Origin of the sequence: Culturomica massiliensis (assembly GCF_900091655.1) — a bacterium.
Lineage (GTDB): Bacteria > Bacteroidota > Bacteroidia > Bacteroidales > Marinifilaceae > Culturomica > Culturomica massiliensis.
Genome location: NZ_LT594621.1, coordinates 2,695,001 through 2,717,552 on the forward strand (window position 1 = coordinate 2,695,001; position 22,552 = coordinate 2,717,552).

General features: G+C 37.3%; 17 protein-coding genes and 1 pseudogene. 14 read left to right on the plus strand and 4 right to left on the minus strand.

All coding sequences use genetic code 11. The features are described 5' to 3' along the window. Nucleotides 1–161: 161 nt before the first annotated feature. From BN8908_RS12495 to BN8908_RS18995, 5 genes and pseudogenes are all read left to right on the plus strand, one after another. Complete coding sequence (locus BN8908_RS12495) at nt 162–1,226, plus strand: aminotransferase class IV (RefSeq protein WP_161945873.1); 1,065 nt, start codon at nt 162–164, stop codon at nt 1,224–1,226. 244 nt (nt 1,227–1,470) lie between these two features. Then, nucleotides 1,471–2,385 carry a phosphate ABC transporter substrate-binding protein PstS gene (gene pstS / locus BN8908_RS12500; RefSeq protein ID WP_316245213.1) on the plus strand — a complete coding sequence of 305 codons (915 nt, stop codon included), beginning with the start codon at nt 1,471–1,473 and terminating at the stop codon, nt 2,383–2,385. Nucleotides 2,386–3,031: 646 nt separating this feature from the next. After that, on the plus strand, nt 3,032–3,244 hold the full coding sequence (locus BN8908_RS12505) for a hypothetical protein (protein WP_068690892.1): 213 nt from the start codon (nt 3,032–3,034) through the stop codon (nt 3,242–3,244). A 77-nt stretch (nt 3,245–3,321) separates the two neighbouring features. After that, nucleotides 3,322–5,715, plus strand: a complete 2,394-nt coding sequence (locus tag BN8908_RS12510; protein WP_068690894.1) for a TonB-dependent receptor — start codon at nt 3,322–3,324, stop codon at nt 5,713–5,715. Between the two features lie 7 nt (nt 5,716–5,722). Next, nucleotides 5,723–6,484: pseudogene (locus tag BN8908_RS18995) on the plus strand (radical SAM protein); the annotation flags it as partial. Nucleotides 6,485–6,835: 351 nt separating this feature from the next. Here the strand turns inward: BN8908_RS18995 and BN8908_RS12515 are convergent. Further along, complete coding sequence (locus BN8908_RS12515; protein WP_005794072.1) at nt 6,836–7,816, minus strand: IS30-like element IS4351 family transposase; 981 nt, start codon at nt 7,814–7,816, stop codon at nt 6,836–6,838. 344 nt (nt 7,817–8,160) lie between these two features. Between BN8908_RS12515 and BN8908_RS12520 the strand changes: the two genes are divergently transcribed. From BN8908_RS12520 to BN8908_RS12550, 8 genes are all read left to right on the plus strand, one after another. Continuing rightward, nucleotides 8,161–10,356, plus strand: a complete 2,196-nt coding sequence (locus tag BN8908_RS12520; protein WP_068690896.1) for a peptidase domain-containing ABC transporter — start codon at nt 8,161–8,163, stop codon at nt 10,354–10,356. A 95-nt stretch (nt 10,357–10,451) separates the two neighbouring features. After that, nucleotides 10,452–10,784, plus strand: coding sequence for a LytR/AlgR family response regulator transcription factor (locus tag BN8908_RS18260; RefSeq protein WP_074042466.1), 333 nt, complete (start codon nt 10,452–10,454; stop codon nt 10,782–10,784). Between the two features lie 328 nt (nt 10,785–11,112). Next, the gene (locus BN8908_RS12525) at nt 11,113–11,334 is read left to right on the plus strand and encodes a hypothetical protein (protein WP_068690897.1); all 222 of its coding nucleotides are present in this window, start codon (nt 11,113–11,115) and stop codon (nt 11,332–11,334) included. A 395-nt stretch (nt 11,335–11,729) separates the two neighbouring features. Beyond that, entirely contained in the window at nt 11,730–11,936 is a 207-nt protein-coding gene (locus BN8908_RS12530; RefSeq protein WP_068690899.1) for a hypothetical protein, read from the plus strand. 675 nt (nt 11,937–12,611) lie between these two features. After that, nucleotides 12,612–12,818, plus strand: coding sequence for a carboxypeptidase regulatory-like domain-containing protein (locus tag BN8908_RS19170; RefSeq protein ID WP_392389385.1), 207 nt, complete (start codon nt 12,612–12,614; stop codon nt 12,816–12,818). 133 nt (nt 12,819–12,951) lie between these two features. After that, nucleotides 12,952–13,188, plus strand: a complete 237-nt coding sequence (locus BN8908_RS18570; RefSeq protein ID WP_148453312.1) for a hypothetical protein — start codon at nt 12,952–12,954, stop codon at nt 13,186–13,188. A gap of 12 nt (nt 13,189–13,200) precedes the next feature. Then, nucleotides 13,201–13,395, plus strand: coding sequence for a hypothetical protein (locus BN8908_RS18575; protein ID WP_148453316.1), 195 nt, complete (start codon nt 13,201–13,203; stop codon nt 13,393–13,395). A 385-nt stretch (nt 13,396–13,780) separates the two neighbouring features. Continuing rightward, nucleotides 13,781–15,715, plus strand: coding sequence for an ATP-binding protein (locus BN8908_RS12550; RefSeq protein WP_068690905.1), 1,935 nt, complete (start codon nt 13,781–13,783; stop codon nt 15,713–15,715). Between the two features lie 539 nt (nt 15,716–16,254). Here BN8908_RS12550 and BN8908_RS12555 read toward each other — a convergent pair. Continuing rightward, the gene (locus BN8908_RS12555; RefSeq protein WP_068690907.1) at nt 16,255–18,366 is read right to left on the minus strand and encodes a M3 family metallopeptidase; all 2,112 of its coding nucleotides are present in this window, start codon (nt 18,364–18,366) and stop codon (nt 16,255–16,257) included. A gap of 211 nt (nt 18,367–18,577) precedes the next feature. Between BN8908_RS12555 and BN8908_RS12560 the strand changes: the two genes are divergently transcribed. Continuing rightward, nucleotides 18,578–19,528 (plus strand): tetratricopeptide repeat protein, encoded by a 951-nt coding sequence (locus BN8908_RS12560; protein ID WP_068690909.1) that lies wholly within the window; start codon nt 18,578–18,580, stop codon nt 19,526–19,528. Nucleotides 19,529–19,535: 7 nt separating this feature from the next. Here BN8908_RS12560 and BN8908_RS12565 read toward each other — a convergent pair whose 3' ends face one another. Next, the gene (locus BN8908_RS12565) at nt 19,536–21,905 is read right to left on the minus strand and encodes an ABC transporter permease (protein ID WP_082989259.1); all 2,370 of its coding nucleotides are present in this window, start codon (nt 21,903–21,905) and stop codon (nt 19,536–19,538) included. Between the two features lie 225 nt (nt 21,906–22,130). Next, nucleotides 22,131–22,538 (minus strand): DUF2721 domain-containing protein, encoded by a 408-nt coding sequence (locus tag BN8908_RS12570; protein WP_021989170.1) that lies wholly within the window; start codon nt 22,536–22,538, stop codon nt 22,131–22,133. Nucleotides 22,539–22,552 lie beyond the last annotated feature (14 nt).

Genomic DNA, 22,552 nt, shown 5'->3' on the forward strand with positions numbered 1-22,552 from the left:
GAAAAACAAGAGGAGAAAATGTATTTTCGGAGCGGTGGCGGTATTACGATCAATAGCCGGTGTGAAGACGAATACCGGGAAGTACTGGAAAAAGTGTATTTGCCTTTCTGAATGTCGGGTCCAGAAAAGCGATGATAAGGACGGTTAAAACAATTTCAGATATGACCTTTTTGGAAACTATTAAAATCAGGGACGGGGTGGTTTGTAATCGGGAGGCACATCTCCGCCGGACGCAGGAAACGGCGAATGTTTTTTTCAAACGGGTGCCGGAGGTGGGTCCGGAGGAATTATCACCCCCGGCGGAACTGTCGGGAGGGATTGTAAAATGTCGTATCCTTTATGATTGGGCGGTTCGGCAAATCGAATTTATTCCGTATACCCGTCGGGTTATTCGTACGCTACGCCTGGTGGAGGACGATACGATCGATTATTCCTATAAGTTTGCCGAGCGTATGTCTCTGAATACTCTTTGGAGCGCACGCGGAAGTTGTGACGATATTCTTATCGTACGAAAAGGTATGCTGACCGATACCGGTTTTTCGAATATCGTTTTGAGTCGCCATGGAAAATTTTACACTCCCGATACTTTTTTATTGAACGGAACCAAAAGGCAATTATTGCTTCGGGAAAACAAAATTCGGGAGTGCCGGATTCCGGCGGGAGATCTTTCTTTTTATGAGCGAGTCTATCTCATCAATGCCCTGTTGAGTTGGAAGACCGGAGATTTTACTTTGAATTTCGGTTTGATCGGGTTGGAACAGTTCAATATTCAGGAAAAATTTTGGGGATACCGGTATATTCTGAAATCCTTTCAGGACAAATATAAATTCGGTTCCAGTGCCGATATGGGGGTGGTCGGAAAGTACAAATTCGCCTCCTGGTTTTCTGCAGACCTGACTTTTATCAATAGGGAAGGTTATAAGAAACTGAACAAGGACAATAAATATCGTTACGGCATCGGCCTGACCTTTTATCCGGTTCAAAATTTGACCGTTAGGGGTTATTCGATAGCTCCAGTAAAAATATCGAAGGCGAGGATACGAAAGATCAGCAGAATCTGGCTCTTTTCGCCGGATATAAGACCCGGCGTTTTTCTCTGGGAGCCGAATATAATGCCATGTATCATACCAAATTCAAGAAAGATGCGAATCAATCCGGTTTCTCGGTTTATTCTACCGTTAAGTTTGCCTCGAAATTCGATGTCTTCGGCAGATACGATTATTTGACTTCTAAAGACGATTGGAGCAGTAGGGAGGGACAGCTGTTGTTGTTCGGGCTTCAGTATAATCCGATCAAGCAATTGAAAATCGCACCGAATTTTACGTCATGGAATCCGGCTAGCGGAAAAGCTTCTTCTTTTGCTTATTTGAGTCTCGAATTTAAAATCTGAGCGGGACGACCGGTAATGGTTCCGGTTTTATCGATCGGCTAATCCGAATAAAAATTTAAAATCAATTTAAACCTAAAAAAATGAAGAATTTATTATTCATCGGAATTTTAATACTGCGTCTGGTTACCTGCGGCTATACTTGCGAAGCCGGAGTTCCGGACGGGAAAAAAGGGACGATTGCGGGTGCCAGCGCGACTTTCCCCCTTCCTTTTTATAATCTGGCTTTTAAAAGTTATCAGGATAAAACGGGAGTTTCGGTTACCTACGGAGGCATCGGTAGCGGAGGCGGTATACGCAATCAGAAAGACCGTGTCGTGGATTTCGGAGGTTCCGATGCTTATCTTTCCGATAAGGAAATGAGCGAAATGCCTTCCGCCACCGTGCATGTACCTACCTACATGGGAGCTGTTGTTATGGCTTACAATCTTCCGGGAGTGAAAGATTTGAAATTAACCGGGGAGATTATAGCCGATATTTATCTGGGTAAGATCACCCGATGGAATGACAACCGGATTCAGACTGTCAATCCGGGGCTGAATTTACCCGATCGGGTATTGAACCCGGTGTATCGCTCCGACGGTAGCGGTACGACCTTCGTATTCAGCGATTATCTGACCAAAATAAGCGGGGAGTGGGCAGACCGGGTCGGTACGGGAAAATCGTTGAAATGGCCTGCCGGTTTAGCTGCGAAAGGGAATCCCGGCGTGGCCGGAATCATCAGCCAGACTCCCGGAACGATCGGCTATGTCGGTTCTGAATATGCTTTCGCTTTAAATATCCCGATAGCTCAGCTAAAAAATAAGGCGGGTCGCTTTATCAGTCCGAACGCAGAAAGTATCTCGGCTGCGGCCAGCGGAGAAATGCCCGCAGATACCCGTACCATGATCACCAATGCCCCAGTATCCGATGCTTATCCGATCAGTTGTTTTACCTGGATTATTCTTTATAAAGAACAGGCTTATAACGGACGGAAGCTCAGGCGAAAGAAACGCTGAAGCTGTTGGACTGGATGCTCAGCCCGGAAGCCCAAAGCCTCACCGGGCGGGTACATTATTCTCCTCTTCCCCAATCTCCGTGGAGAATGCGAAAAAGATTTTGAAATCCGTAACCTATAACGGTAAAACTTTGCTGAAATAAGTGGAAAGCCTTTTTCCTTCCGGTTTCCGAAAGTAGCGAAGGACTGTCTAATTTTAGGCAGTCCTTTTTTTCAGAGATCAGGTTTTCATTCTGAAAATCAGATTGATAGCCTTTGTCGGTTCGGTATTGCATTTATTTTGTATAGCGTACTGATACACTGAGTACTACCGATAGGTAAGATAATATTTCTATTCGATAATCAGTTTCCATTCCACTTATTCTCTCTAGTCTTTAGTAATGAATTAATTCCGGCCGCTCATTATTTTATATGTATTTGCCAGATATTTTACGTACTTTATCAAAATTTCATCGTCAGTTAAATATTTTTTTATTTTTGTAAACAGAATGAGCGATAAAGTAGGGTATATCGCTACTCGTTGGTAGTAAAAAATTAAACGTTCAAAAGTAAAAATGCGACATATACAGAGTAACAATGTCTTATTCATGAAAATATTGCTTTTTTGTATAAATTGCTAAACGACGTTAATTTAATAAATTTTTACTATGGAAAAGAAAATTAGCAAAATTAAAGACTTTGTAAAGTCTTTAGAGTTAAATCAAGTTATTACTCCACTTGATTTTGAGCTATTTAGCGGCGGATGTGCTGCAGGTACCGAAAGTGATTTCGGTGTAAGTGACAAGAACAAGCATAATGAAAGATGCTGTAATGGTTCTGCTGGTGATGATGTGGTTAAGGAAGGCCGTGGCTTATTCTGATTACTGGGAGAAGTGGCAATCTTGAAGAAGGTTGTTCGATTTGGAATAACCTTCTTCTTAACTAAAATTCTATTATTATGGTGTTTAAACATTTTTTTCTATTATGTATTACTTGTTTTTTAGGTTTGGGCATAAATAGTTATGCTCAAAAAGCAGATATTAGAGGGCGGGTTTTGGATAAAGCTACTTATGAGCCGATTGCTTATGCCAATATTTTCCTGTTTACAGAAAGAGATTCCTTGGTTAAAGGAACCATAACAGATGAAAAAGGTGTTTTTCGGATCGCCCGTATAACACCCGGAAATTATTCTATAAAAATTTCTTTCATCGGTTATAACTCCGTTATTCTAAAGGACAAGTTTTTGAATACGGAAAAAAATGATTTAGGCGATATCGTATTAGAGGTTTTAGCCGAAAATTTAAAAGAGGTGGTTGTAAAAAGTTCGAGGCCTCCATTAACTTATAAGGTGGACCGCAAGGTTATTGATGCCCGAAGTTTTCCCGGTGCGGATGTAGCTATGGATTTACTCGAAAACGTACCTTCTGTTCAGTTAAGTTTTGACGGTAAGCTGACTTATCGGGGTGATGGAACTTTTAAAGTATATATAAATGGAAATCCTACTCCCAATGGGGAAGAGAAACTCAGGCAAATACCCGCCAATCAAATTGACCGAATGGAGATAATAACAAATCCATCTGCAAAATATGATTCGGAAGGTACAGCAGGGATTATCCAGGTTATTCTGAAGAAAAACAGGTTAGAGGGCTACAACATTACTTCTACGTTAAAATTGGATAGTAGGGGAGAATATTACGGATTGTTTTCAGTGGATAAGAAAGGGGAAAAAAGCGGTTGGTATATACAAGGACAGTTAAGCAGGTATATATGGGAGAAATATTCGGAAAATGAATATCAAAAAGTAGAGAGCGAAAATAAAGTATATGAAACGACACTGAATACAGACCATAAAAATCGGGAAAACAAATCGTACATAGAATTAGGCTTTAATCATGATTTTACGGAGAGAGACTATATAAATTTTTCAGGTTATATCTACCCTTCTAAAACCAAAAAGCACAATAAAAGTAAGGGGGTAGTTCATGAATCCATCGCGGAACTCAGTAATGTAACAGACAACGGATATGATTATTTAAGTGAATTGAATTATAATTATCAGTATGTTGGTGCGACACTGTCTTACGATCATAAATTCAATAAGGAAAGAACGCATCTTTTATCCCTCTACCTGGATTATGCCGGATATTTAAGGGATTTGGAAGAACGACAAATTGATTCTAAGATATATACTACACATACTGAGCGTGTAGGTTATATGGCAAGTGAAAAGAATGAAACCATTTTTGTCGGCAAATTAAGTTATAAGCTTCCTATTCATAAAAATATTACATTAGAGTCCGGTTTAAACATCAACATAGATGACATACCGAAGGCCACCTCCACAAGCGGAACATTTGATGACAAGGGAGTAATCACCAAATTTGCAAACGAGCCTTTGAATCAATCGGTTTATTTTAATCAAAAGATTTATTCTGCATTTTTGACTTTAGAAACCGAATGGAAAAGATTTGCACTTTTAGTCGGGGCCAGACTGGAAAGTACGCACCGGCAATCAGATTATAGTTATGACTTGAACGGTCAAAGAATAACCATACCGTCGAAGAATAATTTTACAGATTTTTTCCCAACCTTTCATTTATCCTATAGTCTTGACGAATCCGAATCCGCCCAGCTATACGGCAGTTATTCCAAACGGATTCATCGCCCGGATTATTGGAGTTTATTACCCATGGAACAGTATCAATCCCTGTATTCCTATTATAAGGGAAATGGAGATTTAAAACCAGCGCATAGCAATGCCTATGAGGTGGGCTATAAAAAATCGTGGAATAGAGACTTTATTGCTGCGGAAGTTTTTTGGCGTAACACCAGTGATGTTACACAAGACTATGCCCGGGTTGATTCTTCCAATGTATTGATGTATTCTCCTGAAAATGTCGGCAAGTCAACAAATATAGGAGTCGAACTCATGGCGGGTGTGGATGTTTTTACGTGGTGGAATGTAAATTTCTCGTCATCCCTATTCTCGTATAGGCTAAAAGTGGATTTTGAAAATCAGCATAATACCGTAAAAAGTTTAAGATATAGCGGTAGAATCAATAATACGATAAAACTCCCGCAATCTTTTACTTTCCGATGGGATTTGTCTTATCGGAGTCCGATACACGATGCACAAAGAAAAAGAGACGGTTACTTTGTGTCCAATATGTCTTTAAGAAAAGGTTTTTTGAATAATCGTTGGGCTGCGATTATAGCGTATAATAATGTTTTCTCTACGCTGAACTATCATACCATATCAAAAAATGATACTGATTTTTACATTAATAATTATTACAAAGAAAAACCCTTTGTTTCTCTCCGCATCATTTATTCTTTTAATAATCAAAAATAAGAGCCCTATGAAAGCGAGTATTTATAATTCTTATATTCCGATTACCGAAGCTACTACATTAGTTTATAATTCATTTGGAAATGATTATTTATTAGTAGATGTTAATAATGCAAAAAAGATAGAACAGCAAATTTTTTCTGAGTTACCAGATAGGTTATTAAAAGAGTTAAAAAACAAACGATTTGTTTTACCTAAGGAAGTAGATGAATCTTCTCTTTTACTATTTGATAGAATAAAAAAATACGAAACAGATAGCCACTATAATTTAATACTTAATCCCACATTAAATTGTAATCTTAGTTGTTGGTATTGTTATGAAACTAAAACACCATCTAGGATGTCACCTACTATGGTTGAGAGTATAAAGAAATTTATTTCTAATACTTTAAAAGAAGGAACGCCAATAGAGATATTTGATATATCTTTTTTTGGAGGTGAGCCATTGATAAATTTTAATGATGTTGCATTACCAATAATGCAAATTACAAAAGAAATATGTCAAAATAGAGGCATTATCTATCGTTTTGATTATACGACTAACTCTTATCTAATAAATGATCGTATGATTGAAATAATGAAAGAATATCAGCCAATCAATTTTCAAATTACTCTTGATGGGTGTGAGGAAGAACACAATAGTACTCGGTTTTTAAAAAATGGGAAAGGAACTTATAGAAAAGTAATAGAAAGTATAAAGTCTTTGGTGAAAAACGATTTTGATGTTACTGTTAGACTTAATTATACTCATAAAAATATTGTGGGTATGATTAAGATAGTAGATGATTTGAAGGAATTAAGTGAATATAAAAATGTTTCCATTGCTTTTGAAAGGGTGTGGCAAGATTATAGAGAAGGAAATATTGAAGAAGAAGTAGAGACTGTAAAAGAAAAATTTAAATCAGTTGGCTTTGATATTGGCGAATTAAAGTATTCTACTTCCCCAAAGTGGTGCTACGGTAATAGAAAAAATACGGCTGTACTCAATTATAATGGGGATATTTTTAAGTGTACAGCACGAGACTTTAAAAGAGAAAATAGGGAAGGTTATATAAATGAAGATGGTTCTATTATTTGGGATGAAGAAAGAGTAGAGAATAGATATAGAGCATTATTGCTGAATTCAACTTGCAAATGCAACAGAATTCTGATTAATAATTTGTTTAAATTTTTCGTTTGGCGTGAGGTATCCAAGTCTTTTACGAGGTCGATTATTGAGTTTATTTTCAATCCACTTAATCTGTTTGTTGGTTACTTCACTAAAGTCCTTACCCTTTGGGATATACTGCCTGATAAGCCCGTTGGTGTTTTCATTGGCACCACGTTCCCATGAGTGGTATGGTTTGCAAAAATAGAATTTTATTTCCAATTTTTGCGCAATTTCCTCGTGCTTTGCAAACTCCTTTCCATTGTCAGCCGTAATTGTGTGTATTAAGTTTTTCACTTTCCGCAGTGCCCATACTGCAATCTTAGCTACCGGGATGGCTTCTTTTCCCGACAACTTGCGTATCCAGACCCTGCTTGTTGCTCTGTCGTTAATGGTAAGAATGGCACCTTTGTGGTTCTTACCAATAATTGTATCTATCTCTAAATCACCAAATCTCTCCTTCAGTTCCACTATCTCGGGACGCTCATCAATATCCACCCTGCCTGGGATAAATCCTCGCCCTGCATTTTTAGAACCACGTTTGGCATACCTGCGACCTTGTCTGCGAAGATATTTGTGCAGTTTGCCACCCCGCCGCTTATCCTCCCAAATCCAGCGATATATCGTTTCGTGAGATACCATCGCAATTCCCTCCAAGCGGCTCCTGCCGACAATCTGCTCCGGGCTGAATCCTTTCTTCAACAGCTTTATTATCCGTTTTCTCATTGCCGGTGTAAGCACTTCCTTGCGATGTTTTTGCTGCTTGCGCCTGTCTGCTTTTCGCTGGGCAAGCTCCATGCTATAGCTACCACTTCGGGCGTCGCAATTGCGCTTTATCTCCCTGTAAACAGTGCTTTTATCTACTCCGATAGCTTCCGCTATTGCTTTTTTGCTCATCGGTATTTGCAACATCATAGAAATTGCATACCTTTGTTCCTCGGTTATATGTTTGCTCATCTGCAACTTTTTTTTCTTTGGACGGACAATTAAAGCAAAGATAGCAAACTTTATCCATTCAGAGTGAGAGAAAGGGGGACATTGTCTCTCTTTCCTCTCTGAAAAATAAATGTTTTTATTGCTTATTATCCGCACCCAAAAAGTTGCATTTATAAGTTGAACTCAAGATTTAAAAATAAAATGTGTTATTCTTGTAGGATTGCTCCCATTTGTACAGAAATATGCTCACAAAAAGCGGTAGAGGAAGGGAATAAATTAAAATGTGTATATAATGAAGATAGAAAAAACGAATTAATTATGACACGTTTTCTATCTTTCATTAACGAGAAATATTACTATAATACATGAAATTTCCATTTTTTCACCAGTTAGATTCTAATGATTGTGGTGCAACATGCCTTAAAATGATTTGTTCGTATTATGGTAAAAATGTTTCACTACATGAACTAAGAAAACTATGTGATCCCGACATGCATGGGGTTACAGTGAAAGACTTAGCAGAAGCTGCAGGAAAAACTGGATTTGAAACCGAAGCTGTTTTAATTAGCATTGAGGACATACAGAGAATGCCCTTGCCAGCTATTCTTTATTGGAACCAAAATCATTTTGTTGTTTTATATAAAATTGATACGAAAAGGCAGATTTACTACATTGCTAATCCAGCCTTTGGTAAATTAAAATTGAATAAAAATGATTTTTTTGAAAGTTGGATTGGTGCTGACGTAGATAAAAATACAAGAGGGGTCGCGATTCTATTAGATGCAGAAATAAATGTTTCTAATCGTAATTATAAGCAAAAGAGCGAGTATAAACAAGCAGTTAAACAGATAGTTACTCATATAAAGACAATCTCTCAAAAGTTTTCAAAATGGTATATCATTTCAATAATATTAGTATTGGTGTCCTTGCTGATGAATTGGGCTATTCCTATTTTGTTTCAGAAGACAATAGATAGTGGAATAGGTGCTAAAAATATATCATTAGTTCAGTTATTTATTTTAGGGCAACTTGCGTGTGCTATTGGTTATATCTTCTTTTCAACGTTGTACGATCTTTTATTACTGAAAATTAATTTTAAAGTTTCAACTACATTTCTAGAGGATTTTCTAGGGAAAGTAATTAAACTTCCATTGTTTTTTTTCTTACGCAGAGTTAGTTCTGATTTGCTTCAACGAATTCAAGATTTAGAATTATTACAACGCTTTTTAACACGGCATGTTATTAGGTTTCTAATTACAACTGCTAACTTTATCCTGTTCCTCTCTCTTTTAGGAACATATAGTTTAATTATTGTATCTATATTTCTTTTTTCAAGTTTAGCTATCCTAGGGTGGATAAGTATTTTTTTTAAAAAAAGGGCAATCTTAGATTTTTCAAGATTTGAAGTATTGTCAGATTATCGGAATAATTATTTTGAACTTATATCAGGAATGTCCGATATAAAAATTAATAATGCAAGTAATACAAAAGTTCAAAAGTCTAAATCTCTACTTCAGAAAACAAATAATTTACTTCTTCAGACATTATATGTGGAGAATTATCAGATCGTAGGAGTAAATATTCTTGATAATATTAAGAATTATTTTATTCTTGGTCTATGCGCATATTGGGTTGTTGAAGGAAGATTATCTCTAGGGGAAATGATAAGTATAAATTATATAATCGGTCAGCTTAGTGGTTCTATTAATTTCTATTCAAACTTTGTTAGAGATTTTCAAGATGCTCAAATCTCTGTCACAAGGCTTAATGAAATTAATAATACACATTCCGAGATTAGGGCTAGTGATATTTATACGAATGTAACATTAAGTCAGGGAGTTTATTTTAAAAATGTATCTTTTAAATATTCGAGCAATCAAGCTCACTATGTAATCAAAGATATTTCATTTGCTATTCCCAAAGGAAAGGTTACCGCATTTGTTGGAGAAAGTGGTAGTGGAAAAACTACTATATTAAAATTATTATTAGGATTTTATCCTGTACAAACTGGAGAAATCCTTTTAGATGATAAAAATCTTAATGAGGTCAATATTGAAAAATGGCGATCTATGTGTGGTGCTGTTTTACAAGATGGGTATATTTTTAGTGGGACTTTTATGGAAAATATCGCATTGGCCGATATGAAACCTGATGTAGCCAGAGTTATATATGCAGCCAAAATAGCATGTATTAATGATTTTATTGAATCTCTTCCTATGCAATATAATACTCTAATTGGGAAAAATGGAATAATGTTAAGTGGTGGAGAAAAACAGCGAATTTTGATTGCAAGGGCAGTATATAAAAATCCAGAATTTTTGCTGTTAGATGAGGCTACAAACTCGTTAGATTCAATTAATGAATTAAAAATAAGTGAGAATTTAAATAAATTCTATAAAGATAAAACAGTAGTAATCATCGCTCATCGTTTGAGTACCATTAGAAATGCCGATACCATTATAGTCTTAAATCATGGGAAAGTTGCGGAAGTTGGGAATCATGAGATTTTAATAGACAGGAAAAATATTTATTATAATTTAATAAAAAATCAACTTAGATAACTTGTGTTAAGTGCCGTATTTATTATTAAATTATATATTTTTGTTTATCAATATTTTGTAAGTATTTCTAATGTAGAGTCATTAAGATAAAGATTATGGATAAAACAATAATAATTAAGACTTCAAAGGAAATCACTCCAATAAATACAAAGGATATTTCACATATAGAAATTGATTCAGATTGCTGTACATTCCATTTTGATGATGGTAGTAAATTTTCCTGTTCTAAATCATTAAATAATATAGAGCGTTTATTACCTTCTTATTTTATTCGAGTTCATCGTAATTGTATTATTAATACAAATAAGATAGTAAAAATCAATATAAAGAATAGAATAGCATCTTTGCAAAACGGAAATAATGTTAAAATATCAGTAAGAAAATTGAAATATATAAAATATTCACTAATTTCTCTCCAGAAAGATTAAATTGTTATAATCAATAAGCTATTCATTCATAAGTAGAATAATTACGTTTAAAGGTAGAACCTATCCACTCACAGAATAGAAAATTCCTATTTATATTATAACTTCTTTTTACCGTAAATTGCTTACGGTTAAAAAAGTCTAGAAGAAATTTAACAAAGATTCTCCTTCTAGAAAATTATCGGAAAATAATAGATAATTAACGACTCAGCATTTCAACTGTACTGTGGCGTAATTTTAAGTTCATGAGCATCGAAGAATAATGAGATGTATTACTGTGACCAATATATTTAATCTTTAAAAATAGTATATAATTAAAAAGTTATGAATCATGAAAAAAATTAGTAGAATAAAAAGTTATGTTGATTCTTTAGAATCCGAACAACTAATAGGAGATAAAGGTTTTATGTTATTCTGTGGAGGATCATTAATAATGGATAGCGTTATGGCAGTGGATAAAAATAAACATAATGAACATTGTTGTAATGATGGCTCGGGTAAAAATAAACATAATGAACATTGTTGTAATGCCAGTAGCACTCTTCTACTATAATAAAAATGTTTGTTAGTAATCTGTAATAAAGCTCCTTAATTTATTTAATTAGAAAAAAAGGTTAATATAACAAGAAATTCCGTAAATATTCTAGAACCTAAACAAAGAAGAGGGAAACCAAAATTTATTCTCTAAGGGAAATTTAGCATTGAATATCATTTGCGGATAATATAAATGAACACCATGACACATCTGGCAATAATAGACCCACCGGTAAATAAATAGGGTGTGGATTTATCAAATGTTGTTTTGTAATAATTTGAACATTTAGTAATTAAATCCAAACGTTTATTTCCATTTATCGTTCTTACGCAGAAAATATTATCCCTTTTTGAATAGGGAATAATTAATTACATAAATTGCTAGTGTCTAATACAAATCAAATCATTTGTGCTATGGAAAAAAAAGTTAGTAAAATCGAAAAATTTGTTCAATCATTAGAGAACGAACAAGTAATGAAAAGTAAAGGTTTCCAACTTTACAGTGGAGGACAAGTTGTGACAGATGCATTCGCTGCAGCGGACAAGAACAAACACAACAAACACTGTTGTAATGATGGCTCTGCTTGCCAGTCAACAACACAAGATTCGGGTCTACGTTAAACCTAAATCTATAACAATAAAAGGGACTGTCTGGCTTTAGTTGTCAGGCAGTCCTTTTTTTTCAGAGATCAGGTTTTCATTCTGAAAATCAGATTGATAGCCTTTGTCGGTTCGGTATTGCATTTATTTTGTATAGCGTACTGATACACTGAGTACTACCGATAGGTAAGATAATATTTCTATTCGATAATCAGTTTCCATTCCACTTATTCTCTCTAGTCCTTAGTAATGAATTAATTCCGGCCGCTCATTATTTTATATGTATTTGCCAGATATTTTATGTACTTTATTAAAATTTTATCGTCAATTAAATATTTTTTTATCTTTATAAACTGAATGAGCAATAAAGTAGGGTATATCGCTACTCCTTGGTCGTAAAAAATGAAACGTTCAAATTATTACTCTACTTGATTTTGAGCTATTTAGCGGCGGATGTGCCGCAGGTACCGAAAGTGATTTCGGTGTAAGCGACAAGAACAAGCATAATGAAAGATGCTGTAATGGTTCTGCTGGTGATGATGTGGTTAAGGAAGGCCGTGGCTTATTCTGATTACTGGGAGAAGTGGCGATCTTGAAGAAGGTTGTTCCTCTGCGAAATAATCTTCTTTTTAACTAAAATTCTATTGTTATGATATTTAAACATTTTTTCTATTATGTATCGCTTGTTTTTTGGGTTTGGGCATAAATAGTTATGCTCAAAAAGCAGAGGTTAGAGGGCGGGGTTTGGATAAAGCTACTTATGAGCCGATTGCTTATGCCAATATTCTCGTGTTTACCGAAAGAGATTCCTTGATTAAAGGAACCATAACAGATGAAAAAGGTGCTTTTCGGATCGCCCGTATAACACCTGGAAATTACTCTATAAAAATTTCTTTCATCTAATAGCACCCGGGGACGGGGATAAAGTGCTAACAAAAAGGAGGCCCTCATGACTTTTCATCGCCTTAAATGCTTCTGCTGAATTTTGCCCCCGGTCAAGAATATAAACAGAAGAATGATCTTTGACCTTTTGAAAATGACCCATTACATTCTGAGGAAGAACCACGGACTCATTGCTTTCACGATCATCCGAATGAATCGTGGCAAAAAAAGCGAACATGCTGTCAAAGTTGATGGTGTACTTCATCATTTTCTTTTTCCCATAGAGATTACCGCAGGATATGCCCTGTTGCAGGCAGTTACACGCTTCACTTACAAGAGTACTGTCCACACGCTGAAGACACAGGTTTTCGATTTCACGGGTACTGTATAAAGAACTGAATATATGATAGATTGTTTCGTAACATTCACGGAAAAAACAGTATTCATCGTGGACAAACGGTCAGATATTGAACTGTGGGATATCGTTGGTTTACCTTTAAAATTAAATAAAGTCCGGAAAAAAGGCGAAGAAAAAGAATCGGCAAGACCACGCTGGCTTAATTTATCCGTACGCAGGATGCCAGATAAAAATAAATAAAACATCAGACGGCCATTCAAGACTTTGGCATAATGATCGACCTTACTTTTGGTGGCTATTTTGAGGATATGTTCATCAGGAATCTGACGCAATAGCTGAATCAAATCAATTTTCTGATTAAAGATGGTTGACATATATCTATTGTTTATGAAAACAAATACAGATATTTAAACACAAGTCAATGCATTATAAAACAATTAGTTATCAACAAAAAAACATAATTGTTAGTAACTGATATGGTTTTTTGATCTCTCAAATTGGAGGGACTTTTCTGCCGAACAGGACCACCCCAGTCCCCCTGTGCTGAAAATTAAAACATTACTGTTTTCATCCAATTATCAGAACAATTTTATCTAACTTTGCACCGATAATTCTTTACAACGCTATGGAAAATATAAATGCTGACCAATATAGTGAGGAACAAAAAGATCTTTTAAAGCTTATTCCTTCTTATTCCTCACAAGGAGTTGTTATTTATGGTCAGGATGGTGGTTTGATATATGCTAATCAGACAGCTTTGAAAATGTTTGGAGTGGGAATAACGGATGTGCTCGGGATTAATATTTTCAAAGATCCGAATGTGGAGGATAAAGATAAAGAAGCATTAAAGCAAGGAAAAGATGTTGCTTTTGAAACGGATTATGATTTTGAGCTGGGGCATGATTTTTTAGGTTCGACAATTCGTGGACAACGAAAATATTTTATCACCAAGATTGTCATTATGCGTGATAATCAGCAGAATATATTGGGTTATCTCCTGACATGTGAAGATGTGTCTGAAAAAAAATATCAGGAAATTGCCTTGATCGAAAGCCATAAGAAGATAGAAACCATTCACCGGAACTTAGCTCTGGCTTTAGAGGCGGGTAATTTGATTGCCTGGAATTACAATGTTGCAGAGGAAATGTTTTATCCGGTCAGAAATGAATTGAGCACTGAAAAGATTTCGTTGGAAAATGCTTTGGAAAGGATTCATCCGGAAGATAGGGAAAAGTTTATAGTTACCCTGGAGTCTATTCTTCATAAAGGACAATCGTCCGGTAATGTTGTTCTTCGTTTTTTGCATGACAGATATCTTTATTTTGATTGTAAATTTTTAGGAATCAAGGATAAAATGGGGCAAATCGCCGACATTACTTTTATTCAGCGGGATATTACCCAAGAATTAGAATATCAGGAAAAGTTACTTCAAGCCAAGAAAAAAGCGGAAGAGGCAGATCGGTTGAAGTCGGCATTCCTCGCTAATATGAGTCATGAAATCCGTACACCTTTGAATGCTATAGTCGGTTTTTCCGATTTATTGGCTTTGAGCGATAATGAGCAAGATAAACAGGAATATGTAAATATAATTTCTGAGAATAATGAACTTTTGCTGCGTTTGATCGGGGATATATTGGATTTATCGAAAATAGAGGCTAACATGATCGAATTGCATCCGGAATATTTTGACGTTTCCGAATTATATGATAGTTTATATTCAACACTGCGATTGAAAGTGACGGATCCGGGGATTGAATTTATACTGGATAATCCGTATGCTGAATGCTGGGTAACCCTGGATAAAAACCGCCTGAAGCAAATATGTATAAATTTTGTCACGAATGCTATTAAATGTACTAAATCCGGGCATATCAAAATGGGCTACGAGTATGTTGATGGCGGAATACGTTTATATGTTGAAGATACCGGAGTCGGTATAGCTAAAGAAAATCATTACCGCGTGTTTCAGCGTTTCCAGAAATTAAATGACTTTGCACAGGGAACCGGATTGGGACTGGCGATTTGCCGTGCTATCGTTGAACGGAAAAAGGGGAAAATCGGGTTTGAGTCTGAGCCTGGAGTTGGGTCAACTTTTTGGGCCTGGATGCCTTGTGAAGCTAAACTTGAAACAGGCGAAAAGATTCGGGAACGACTTTCGGATAAAGCTGTTTTTAAACCTGAAACGCCGCCTGTAAATACACGGTGTTTAAAAATTATGGTTGCTGAAGATAATAATAGCAATTATTTACTTATGGAACGTATCCTGTGCTCGCATCATCTAAAACGGGTCTATAATGGTCAGGAAGCTGTTGAAAAAGTCAGTAGAGAACCCTTTGATGTTATATTTATGGATATGAGAATGCCGGTTATGGGCGGATTGGAAGCTACACAGAAAATCCGGAAATTTAATAAAGACATTGCTATTATTGCAGTCACGGCCAATGCATTTGATACGGATAAAGAAAACGCTTTGCAGGCAGGCTGTAATGCTTTTCTGACCAAGCCCCTGAAAAAGAAAGAATTGTTTGAACTGCTCGAAAGCATTTCTGTCAGTCATTAGATTTTTAAATACACCAATTAGGACTGAATAGTGATTGGGCTACGATGTAATTATTGGTCCGGTATTCGAAGAGTTTTGTATAGGAGTGTGCGTGCCTGAAAGGATTATGCGCAGACCGATGAAAGCCATTGTAAAATATGGATATTGAACCTGTCAGGGCTGATTGAATTCCAAGAACTATAGGGACGGTATTGGGAAATAGGGAAGGCTTTTTCATTTCCAAAATGATTCTAAGCAGGAGATTTCACGATTGGTTTTATTTCGTCAATCTGGATTTAGAGAAACGAAAAACCGCAGTAGAATTGATCTGCAGCGGTTTGTTTGCTTTAAGTAAACTCGGCCGGAATAACACACAACATCTATATTGCATTGAAAACAAGCAAGTTATCAACTTTCAATATTTCAAGGTCACGATTTAGTAGCACTCGGGGACGGGGATAAAGTGCTATAAAAGTTAAATAGCACTTTATCCCCGTCCCCGGGTGCTACCCGGGTGCTACAGAATTCAATCAAAACCGCAAATCGATTGTTCTTCTCCTTTACTTCAATCCTCTGTTCTTCAGCAAAGGCTCTACACCCGGTTCTGCTCCACGGAAATTGGTATACATAACCATCGCATCGTCAATACCACCAGGTGTAAGGACATATTTTCTGAACTTAGCGGCTGTCTCCGGATCAAAGATATTGCCAGTCTCGACAAAAGCCTGATAAGCATCTGCATCCAGAACTTCTGCCCACATATAGCTATAATAGCCGGCCGTATAGCCACCTCCCATCGTATGATTGAAATAAGTGGTCCGGTAACGGGGCGGAATCTGCCTCAATGCACCTAAGCGTTTCATGCTGGCGGCTTCAAATTTTTCTACATCAAAATCTGCCGGAATCTCCTTCAATACATGATAATCCATATCCAGAACAGAAGCCTGAACATATTCTGCCGTTGCAAACCCTTGTCCGTATTTCCCACTCTTTTCAAGTTTCCCGATCAATTCCTTCGGCATCATTTCTCCGGTCTGATAATGTTTAGCATATACATTCAACACCTCCGGCTCAAATGCCCAATGTTCCATTATCTGAGAAGGTAATTCCACGAAATCACGCGGTACGCCCGAAACTCCGTAATAATGAACATCTTTAAACAGGTTATGTAAGGCATGACCGAACTCATGAAACATCGTCGAAGCTTCATCAGGACTTAACAAAGCCGGTTGGCCTCCCGAAGGTTTTGTGAAATTACAAACAATCGTCACAACCGGTGCAACACGCACGGAATCTTTATAAGTCTGGGAACGATATGTACCACACCAGGCTCCGCCCCGCTTACTGGCACGCGGAAAGTAATCCATATACAAAACGCCCAGGTGCGTACCGTCGGTATCTTTACATTCGAAAGCAATAGCTTCCTCATGCGGTTTAGGCATATCTTTCAATTCCGTAAAAGTAATACCGTACAGTTTATTGGCAACATAAAACATCCCTTCCCGTACATTTTCCAATTTAAGATAAGGCCGAAGCTGATTTTCATCGATATCAAACTTTTCCTTCATGACCTTCTCATTGTAATAACGCCAGTCCCAACCTTGCAGCTCGTCTTTTACCCCCTCTTTTTTCATTGCAATTTTCAAATCGCCGGCCTCTTCCTTCGCTTTACGCAAAGCCGGTTCCCAAACCTGATTCAGCAAACGGTAAACATTCGCCTCGTTTTTAGCCATCCGGTCCTCCAATACAAAAGCAGCGTAATCGTCATACCCCATCAATTTCGCTTTTTCCAGACGAAGACTTACTAATTTCTTTACAACTTCTTTATTATCAGATTCATTGTTGTTATTTCCCCGATTTATATAAGCCTTGAAAATTTTCTCCCTCAACGGTCTCCGTTCTGAAAATTGCAAAAAAGGCATAATGCTGGGATTGTGCAAAGTAAACACCCACTTTCCTTCCAAGCCTGCCACCTTCGCTGCATCAGCAGCAGTTGCAATCAGAGAAGCCGGTAAACCGGCCAAATCTTCCTGATTGTCGATAACCAATTGAAAGGCATTCGTCTCTTTCAGCATATTCTGCCCGAACGTCAGTTGCAACAATGAAATTTCACTGTTCAATGCTCTCAGCCTCTCTTGTTTTTCCGGAGAAAGATTAGCCCCGCCACGCACAAAACTTTTATACGTATCTTCCAATAAAGCCGTCTGTTCTTTATCCAAATTGAAATCTTTCTGACGTTCATACACCTCTTTTACCCGGGCAAACAAGCGCGGATTCAGTTTAATATCGTCCCGGTGCTTCGACAACAGCGGAGCCAACTCTTTACTCAATGCCTGCATTTCTTCCGAAGTATTGGCACTATTTAAACCATAAAATACAGAACTGACTTTACTTAACAAACGTCCACTCTGATCCAAAGCTACAATGGTATTTTCAAAATCAGGCATTGAACGCTGATTCAATAAAGCATCAATTTCCTGCTTCTGTTCTTCCATTCCTTTCAGAAAAGCCGGTTTATAATGCTCTATTTTAATCTTATCAAAAGGAGGGACTCCGAACGGAGTCGTATACTCCGCAAAAAAAGGATTTTCCGATGACTTAGCATCTTTTCCGGGGCTGTTACAGGCTCCTAATACCATAACAAGTCCCGCCATAATTAACATTCTTTTCATATATCAACGTTTAATTTAAAATTCACCGGGGATAAAGATAACAAATCGGGCAACGACTTCCTTCATATACACTTGCTTTTTTAATCAGCTTTTTGTTATTTTGCCGTTTATATAAATGAGTGTACAAAAGGTTTAGCGGTTTTCATGCAATTCATTCCGATAATCCGATTCCTTTTTTCGACTCTGAAAATAAACAAAATAGTGAACAATAATGGGTATTTTCAAATCACTTTTCGGTCGTGAGGCAGAACAACCGGAAGAGGCTCAGGACAAAAACCAAGAACGGAATTTCGATATTCTCAAATATGACGGATTAAAAGCGATGAAAATCGGTAAAACAGGCTATGCCATCCGTTGTTTTACCGAAGCCCTTGCCATCCGGGAAGAATTTGAAACCTTGAATTACCTGGCACTGGTTTATATTCAGGAAAACGATACGACAGAAGCCATCGATATATACACCCGGATGGTAAAAATTGATCCGGAACACACAGATACATTCTTAAACCGGGCCCAGCTATATCTCCGGGAACAACAACCGGAAGCCGTTATCGCTGACTGCGAATATGTACTTAGCAAAAACCCGGCAGAATTCAGAGCTTATTTTTTCATGGCAAAAGCCCGGCAAATGATGCAACAACAGCAAGAAGCAATTGATGATCTGAATAAAGCAGCCGGTATCAAAAGTGACTTCATGGAATTATTTCTATTACGTTCTTCCATTTGGATGGAACTCAAAGAATATGAAAACGCCTTAAACGACACAAATACAGCCATTTCCATTTCATCCGAAGAAGAAAGTACCTACCTGCAAAGAGCTGCGATCTATGAAGCACTTGGAAATACAGAAGCTGCTTTACAAGATTATGCCACTGTCGTGGAATTAAATCCTTTCCACGAACAGGCCTATCTGGAAACCGGACGTATTTTGCTGGACCGGCATCTGATCGACGAAACAATCCGGCATTTTGACGAAGCGATTGAAAACAAACCTGATTTCGGACGAGCCTACACCGCCAGAGGCCGGGCAAAAGAACTGAAAGGCGACATGGAAGGAGCACAGGAAGACCTCCAAACCGGTGCCGAACTGTCCGAGGGAAACGATGAAATTGAAAAACAACCTGTTAACTTCAATGACATGTACGCCAACCGGCCTTTATAAAGCAATTTTACAACTCCTTCAAACACTCTACGGGATTTAGGGTTACTATTTTTCGGATTTGCCAGGTAACGACAAGACAGACAAAGGTCAGACAGCAGAGTGCTACCAGGATGAAAAAATACCAATTCAGTTCAATCCGGCAAGCGAATTTTTCCAACCAGGAGCTGATGAGATAATACCCTAACGGAATACTAAAAAGGCAAGCCCACAATGTCAACACCACAAAATCCCGGTTAAGTTGTCTTTGAATAGCCCATTCCGAACCACCGTTGATCTTCCGCAGAGCCACCTCCTTCTTGCGGCTGGCGACAAAAAACACGGAAAAGGCAAATATACCGAGCCCCCCGATAAATATAGCGATCACGGCTACGATATTGATCAAACGCATAAAAGCTTCTTCTTTCCCATAAAGTCGTGCATAATCGTACACATAATAGCAGGTAAGATTATTTTCATGCAAAAATTGGAGCACTTCCGTTTTTTTCAACGGCATATAACAAATTGTCGTTATATCATTGTTCATAAATCCATGGCTATAAGAGCCTTTACTATAACTGATCACTAAAGGATCAATCTCTTTATACAAGGGATGAGCATAAAAATCTTTAACAATACCGATAATTTTAAAATTTGAAAACGGCTCATCGTCAAAAGTCCTGCCCCTGAATAGGGTACCAACAGCCTGTTTCAGTCCGGATTTTCGAACAAATTGCTGATTGACAAGCAAAGGAATAACCCCTGTATTTTGCGGATCTGTTGCCGGATCGAAGTTTTTACCTTCCAGCAACTGTATCCGGTAGGTACTTAAATAATCAGCATCTCCACTGATAATTTCGGCTTTTTCCGGCATAAGTCCGTTATCAAACTGACAGGTCAATTTTAAAAAAGAAGGCTCTTCCATAGGCAAGGGAGTGCTCCCCGAGGTTACGGACAAAATATCCGGATTACCCGATAACGTAGCTTTGATAACTTCATTACTACCGGAGACACTCAATACATTTTCGACACTGTAGCCTAAATCTTTGTTTTTAAGAAAACCGATTTGTCGATTAACAATCGTAGCCGTAACAAACAATAAAGAAAATATGGCCACGGAAACAAAAGCCAAAACCTTCCGCAAATCAAATACGGAAACTTTCTTATCAACAGATTCTTTTATTCCACCGGTATTTAACCTATTCAGAAAATAATAACTCAAAGAAACGCTAATAAAAACAATAAATACACATAATATGCCAATAAAGCAAAAAACACTTGCGACACTGAACGGGAAAGAATAGTGAAATCCCGGTGTAATTACTTCCTGAAAAGCCGGAAAAAGCCACCTGGCTAAACAAATTCCGATAATTCCCGAAAGCACGAAATACACCGTTGTCTCTACCAGAAAATGAATCCATACACTCTTATTATCAGCACCATAACAACGTTGAATGGCAAACATTCTCAAATTATGTTGGCTCTGTACGACTTTGATCATGACGTAATTACAAGACGAAAGAAAAAATATGAGCAAGGTAATCCCGACAAGCAAACGGGTAAGAAACAGTGAACCCTGAGGTGCTTTATAATCACTGCTGTATTCAACATTCTCTCCGTGGTAATAAACACTACCGAGGGATTGAAGCCTGAATTGGTATTCTGTTTCCGGCTGGACGACTGCATAAAATTTTTTAATATCCTCTTCTATCGTCTGAATGGAATTTTTCGGACTTAACTGTACATAAGTAAGAGACAAAAAATTATTGTTCCAGTCCGTAAATTGTTCCGTATAACGATAATCCAATACAATATCCGTTTGTAATGTCGACCAGGCAGGAATATTCCGCATAACAGCGACCACCTGGTAAGGAATAGGCTTGGGAAACCACATATCCGAACGGACATAAACATTTTGTCCGACAGGATCCGTATCCTTAAAGTATTTTTGGGCCGCTCTTTCCGAAATCACAGCCCATCGAAAAGGCAGATTTTGAGAAAATACCCCATGCACCAACGGAAAAGTAAAAACACTGAAAAAAGCAGAATCAGCATGAAAACATGTTTCTACTGCATTAAAATCGGCCATCCCTTCCGTCTTTATTTCCATTGATTGCGGCCAAATACGAACAAAATCCTCAATCCCGCTGATTTGTCTCAAAACCGAGGGAGCCAGCAACCCACAATGCTCGCTGCTATAGGTATCGTCAGATTTTTCCTTGCCCAATATACGATAAATATTCTCACCATTCCGATGGAATTCATCCGTCTGTACTTCTTTTACAACAAAGCTATAGACAAGGAGACTAATTGCTATCGCAACGCTTAATCCCATCAGGTTTATAAAAATATACAACCTGTTTCGCGACAATTGCCGGGTAATAATCGTGAACAATCTCATACATCCGAATCATTTGTATACATAAATTAACAAAACATATGCCATTTTAATAAACTGCTGTATATAAGAATATTACATACACATAATCCTTTAAACTTGTAAAAGAAATAGACACTTATTGTCTCATTATTAGACAAATGCACAAAACAGATATTCCAATCAGAGATATCCATCCAAGCCTCAACTGTAGATTCAATATTTCAATTTCCGACTCTGTCCATTGTATTATTTTTCTTTTTTCTCCGGATCTACCCGGTCCAAATGAAACTCCAGTGCTTTGACAGAGATAAGCAATTCTTTCACCGATAATCCGAGTGAAATAACCAAAAGCAATAATGCCACTCCGAAAATATAGACGGCAGCCATTTGCCAGCCAACGTAAATAAAAAGCGTACACACGACACAAAGTAATAAACTCATCACTCCGAAAATTTGCATAGAACGGGTAATATAGAGCCTTTTTCTCAAATTATCGATCTGTCTTTGAGTGATAGGTGTCGGATTATTTTCATGCTCATTTTTCAAATTACGGATCACCGAGGCATAGGCCAGAAAGCGGTTTGTATAGGCCAGCATAATCAAGGATATGGCCGAGAACAATATCGAAGGAGTTGTTAATGTCAAATCTTCCATAATTTCAACTTTTT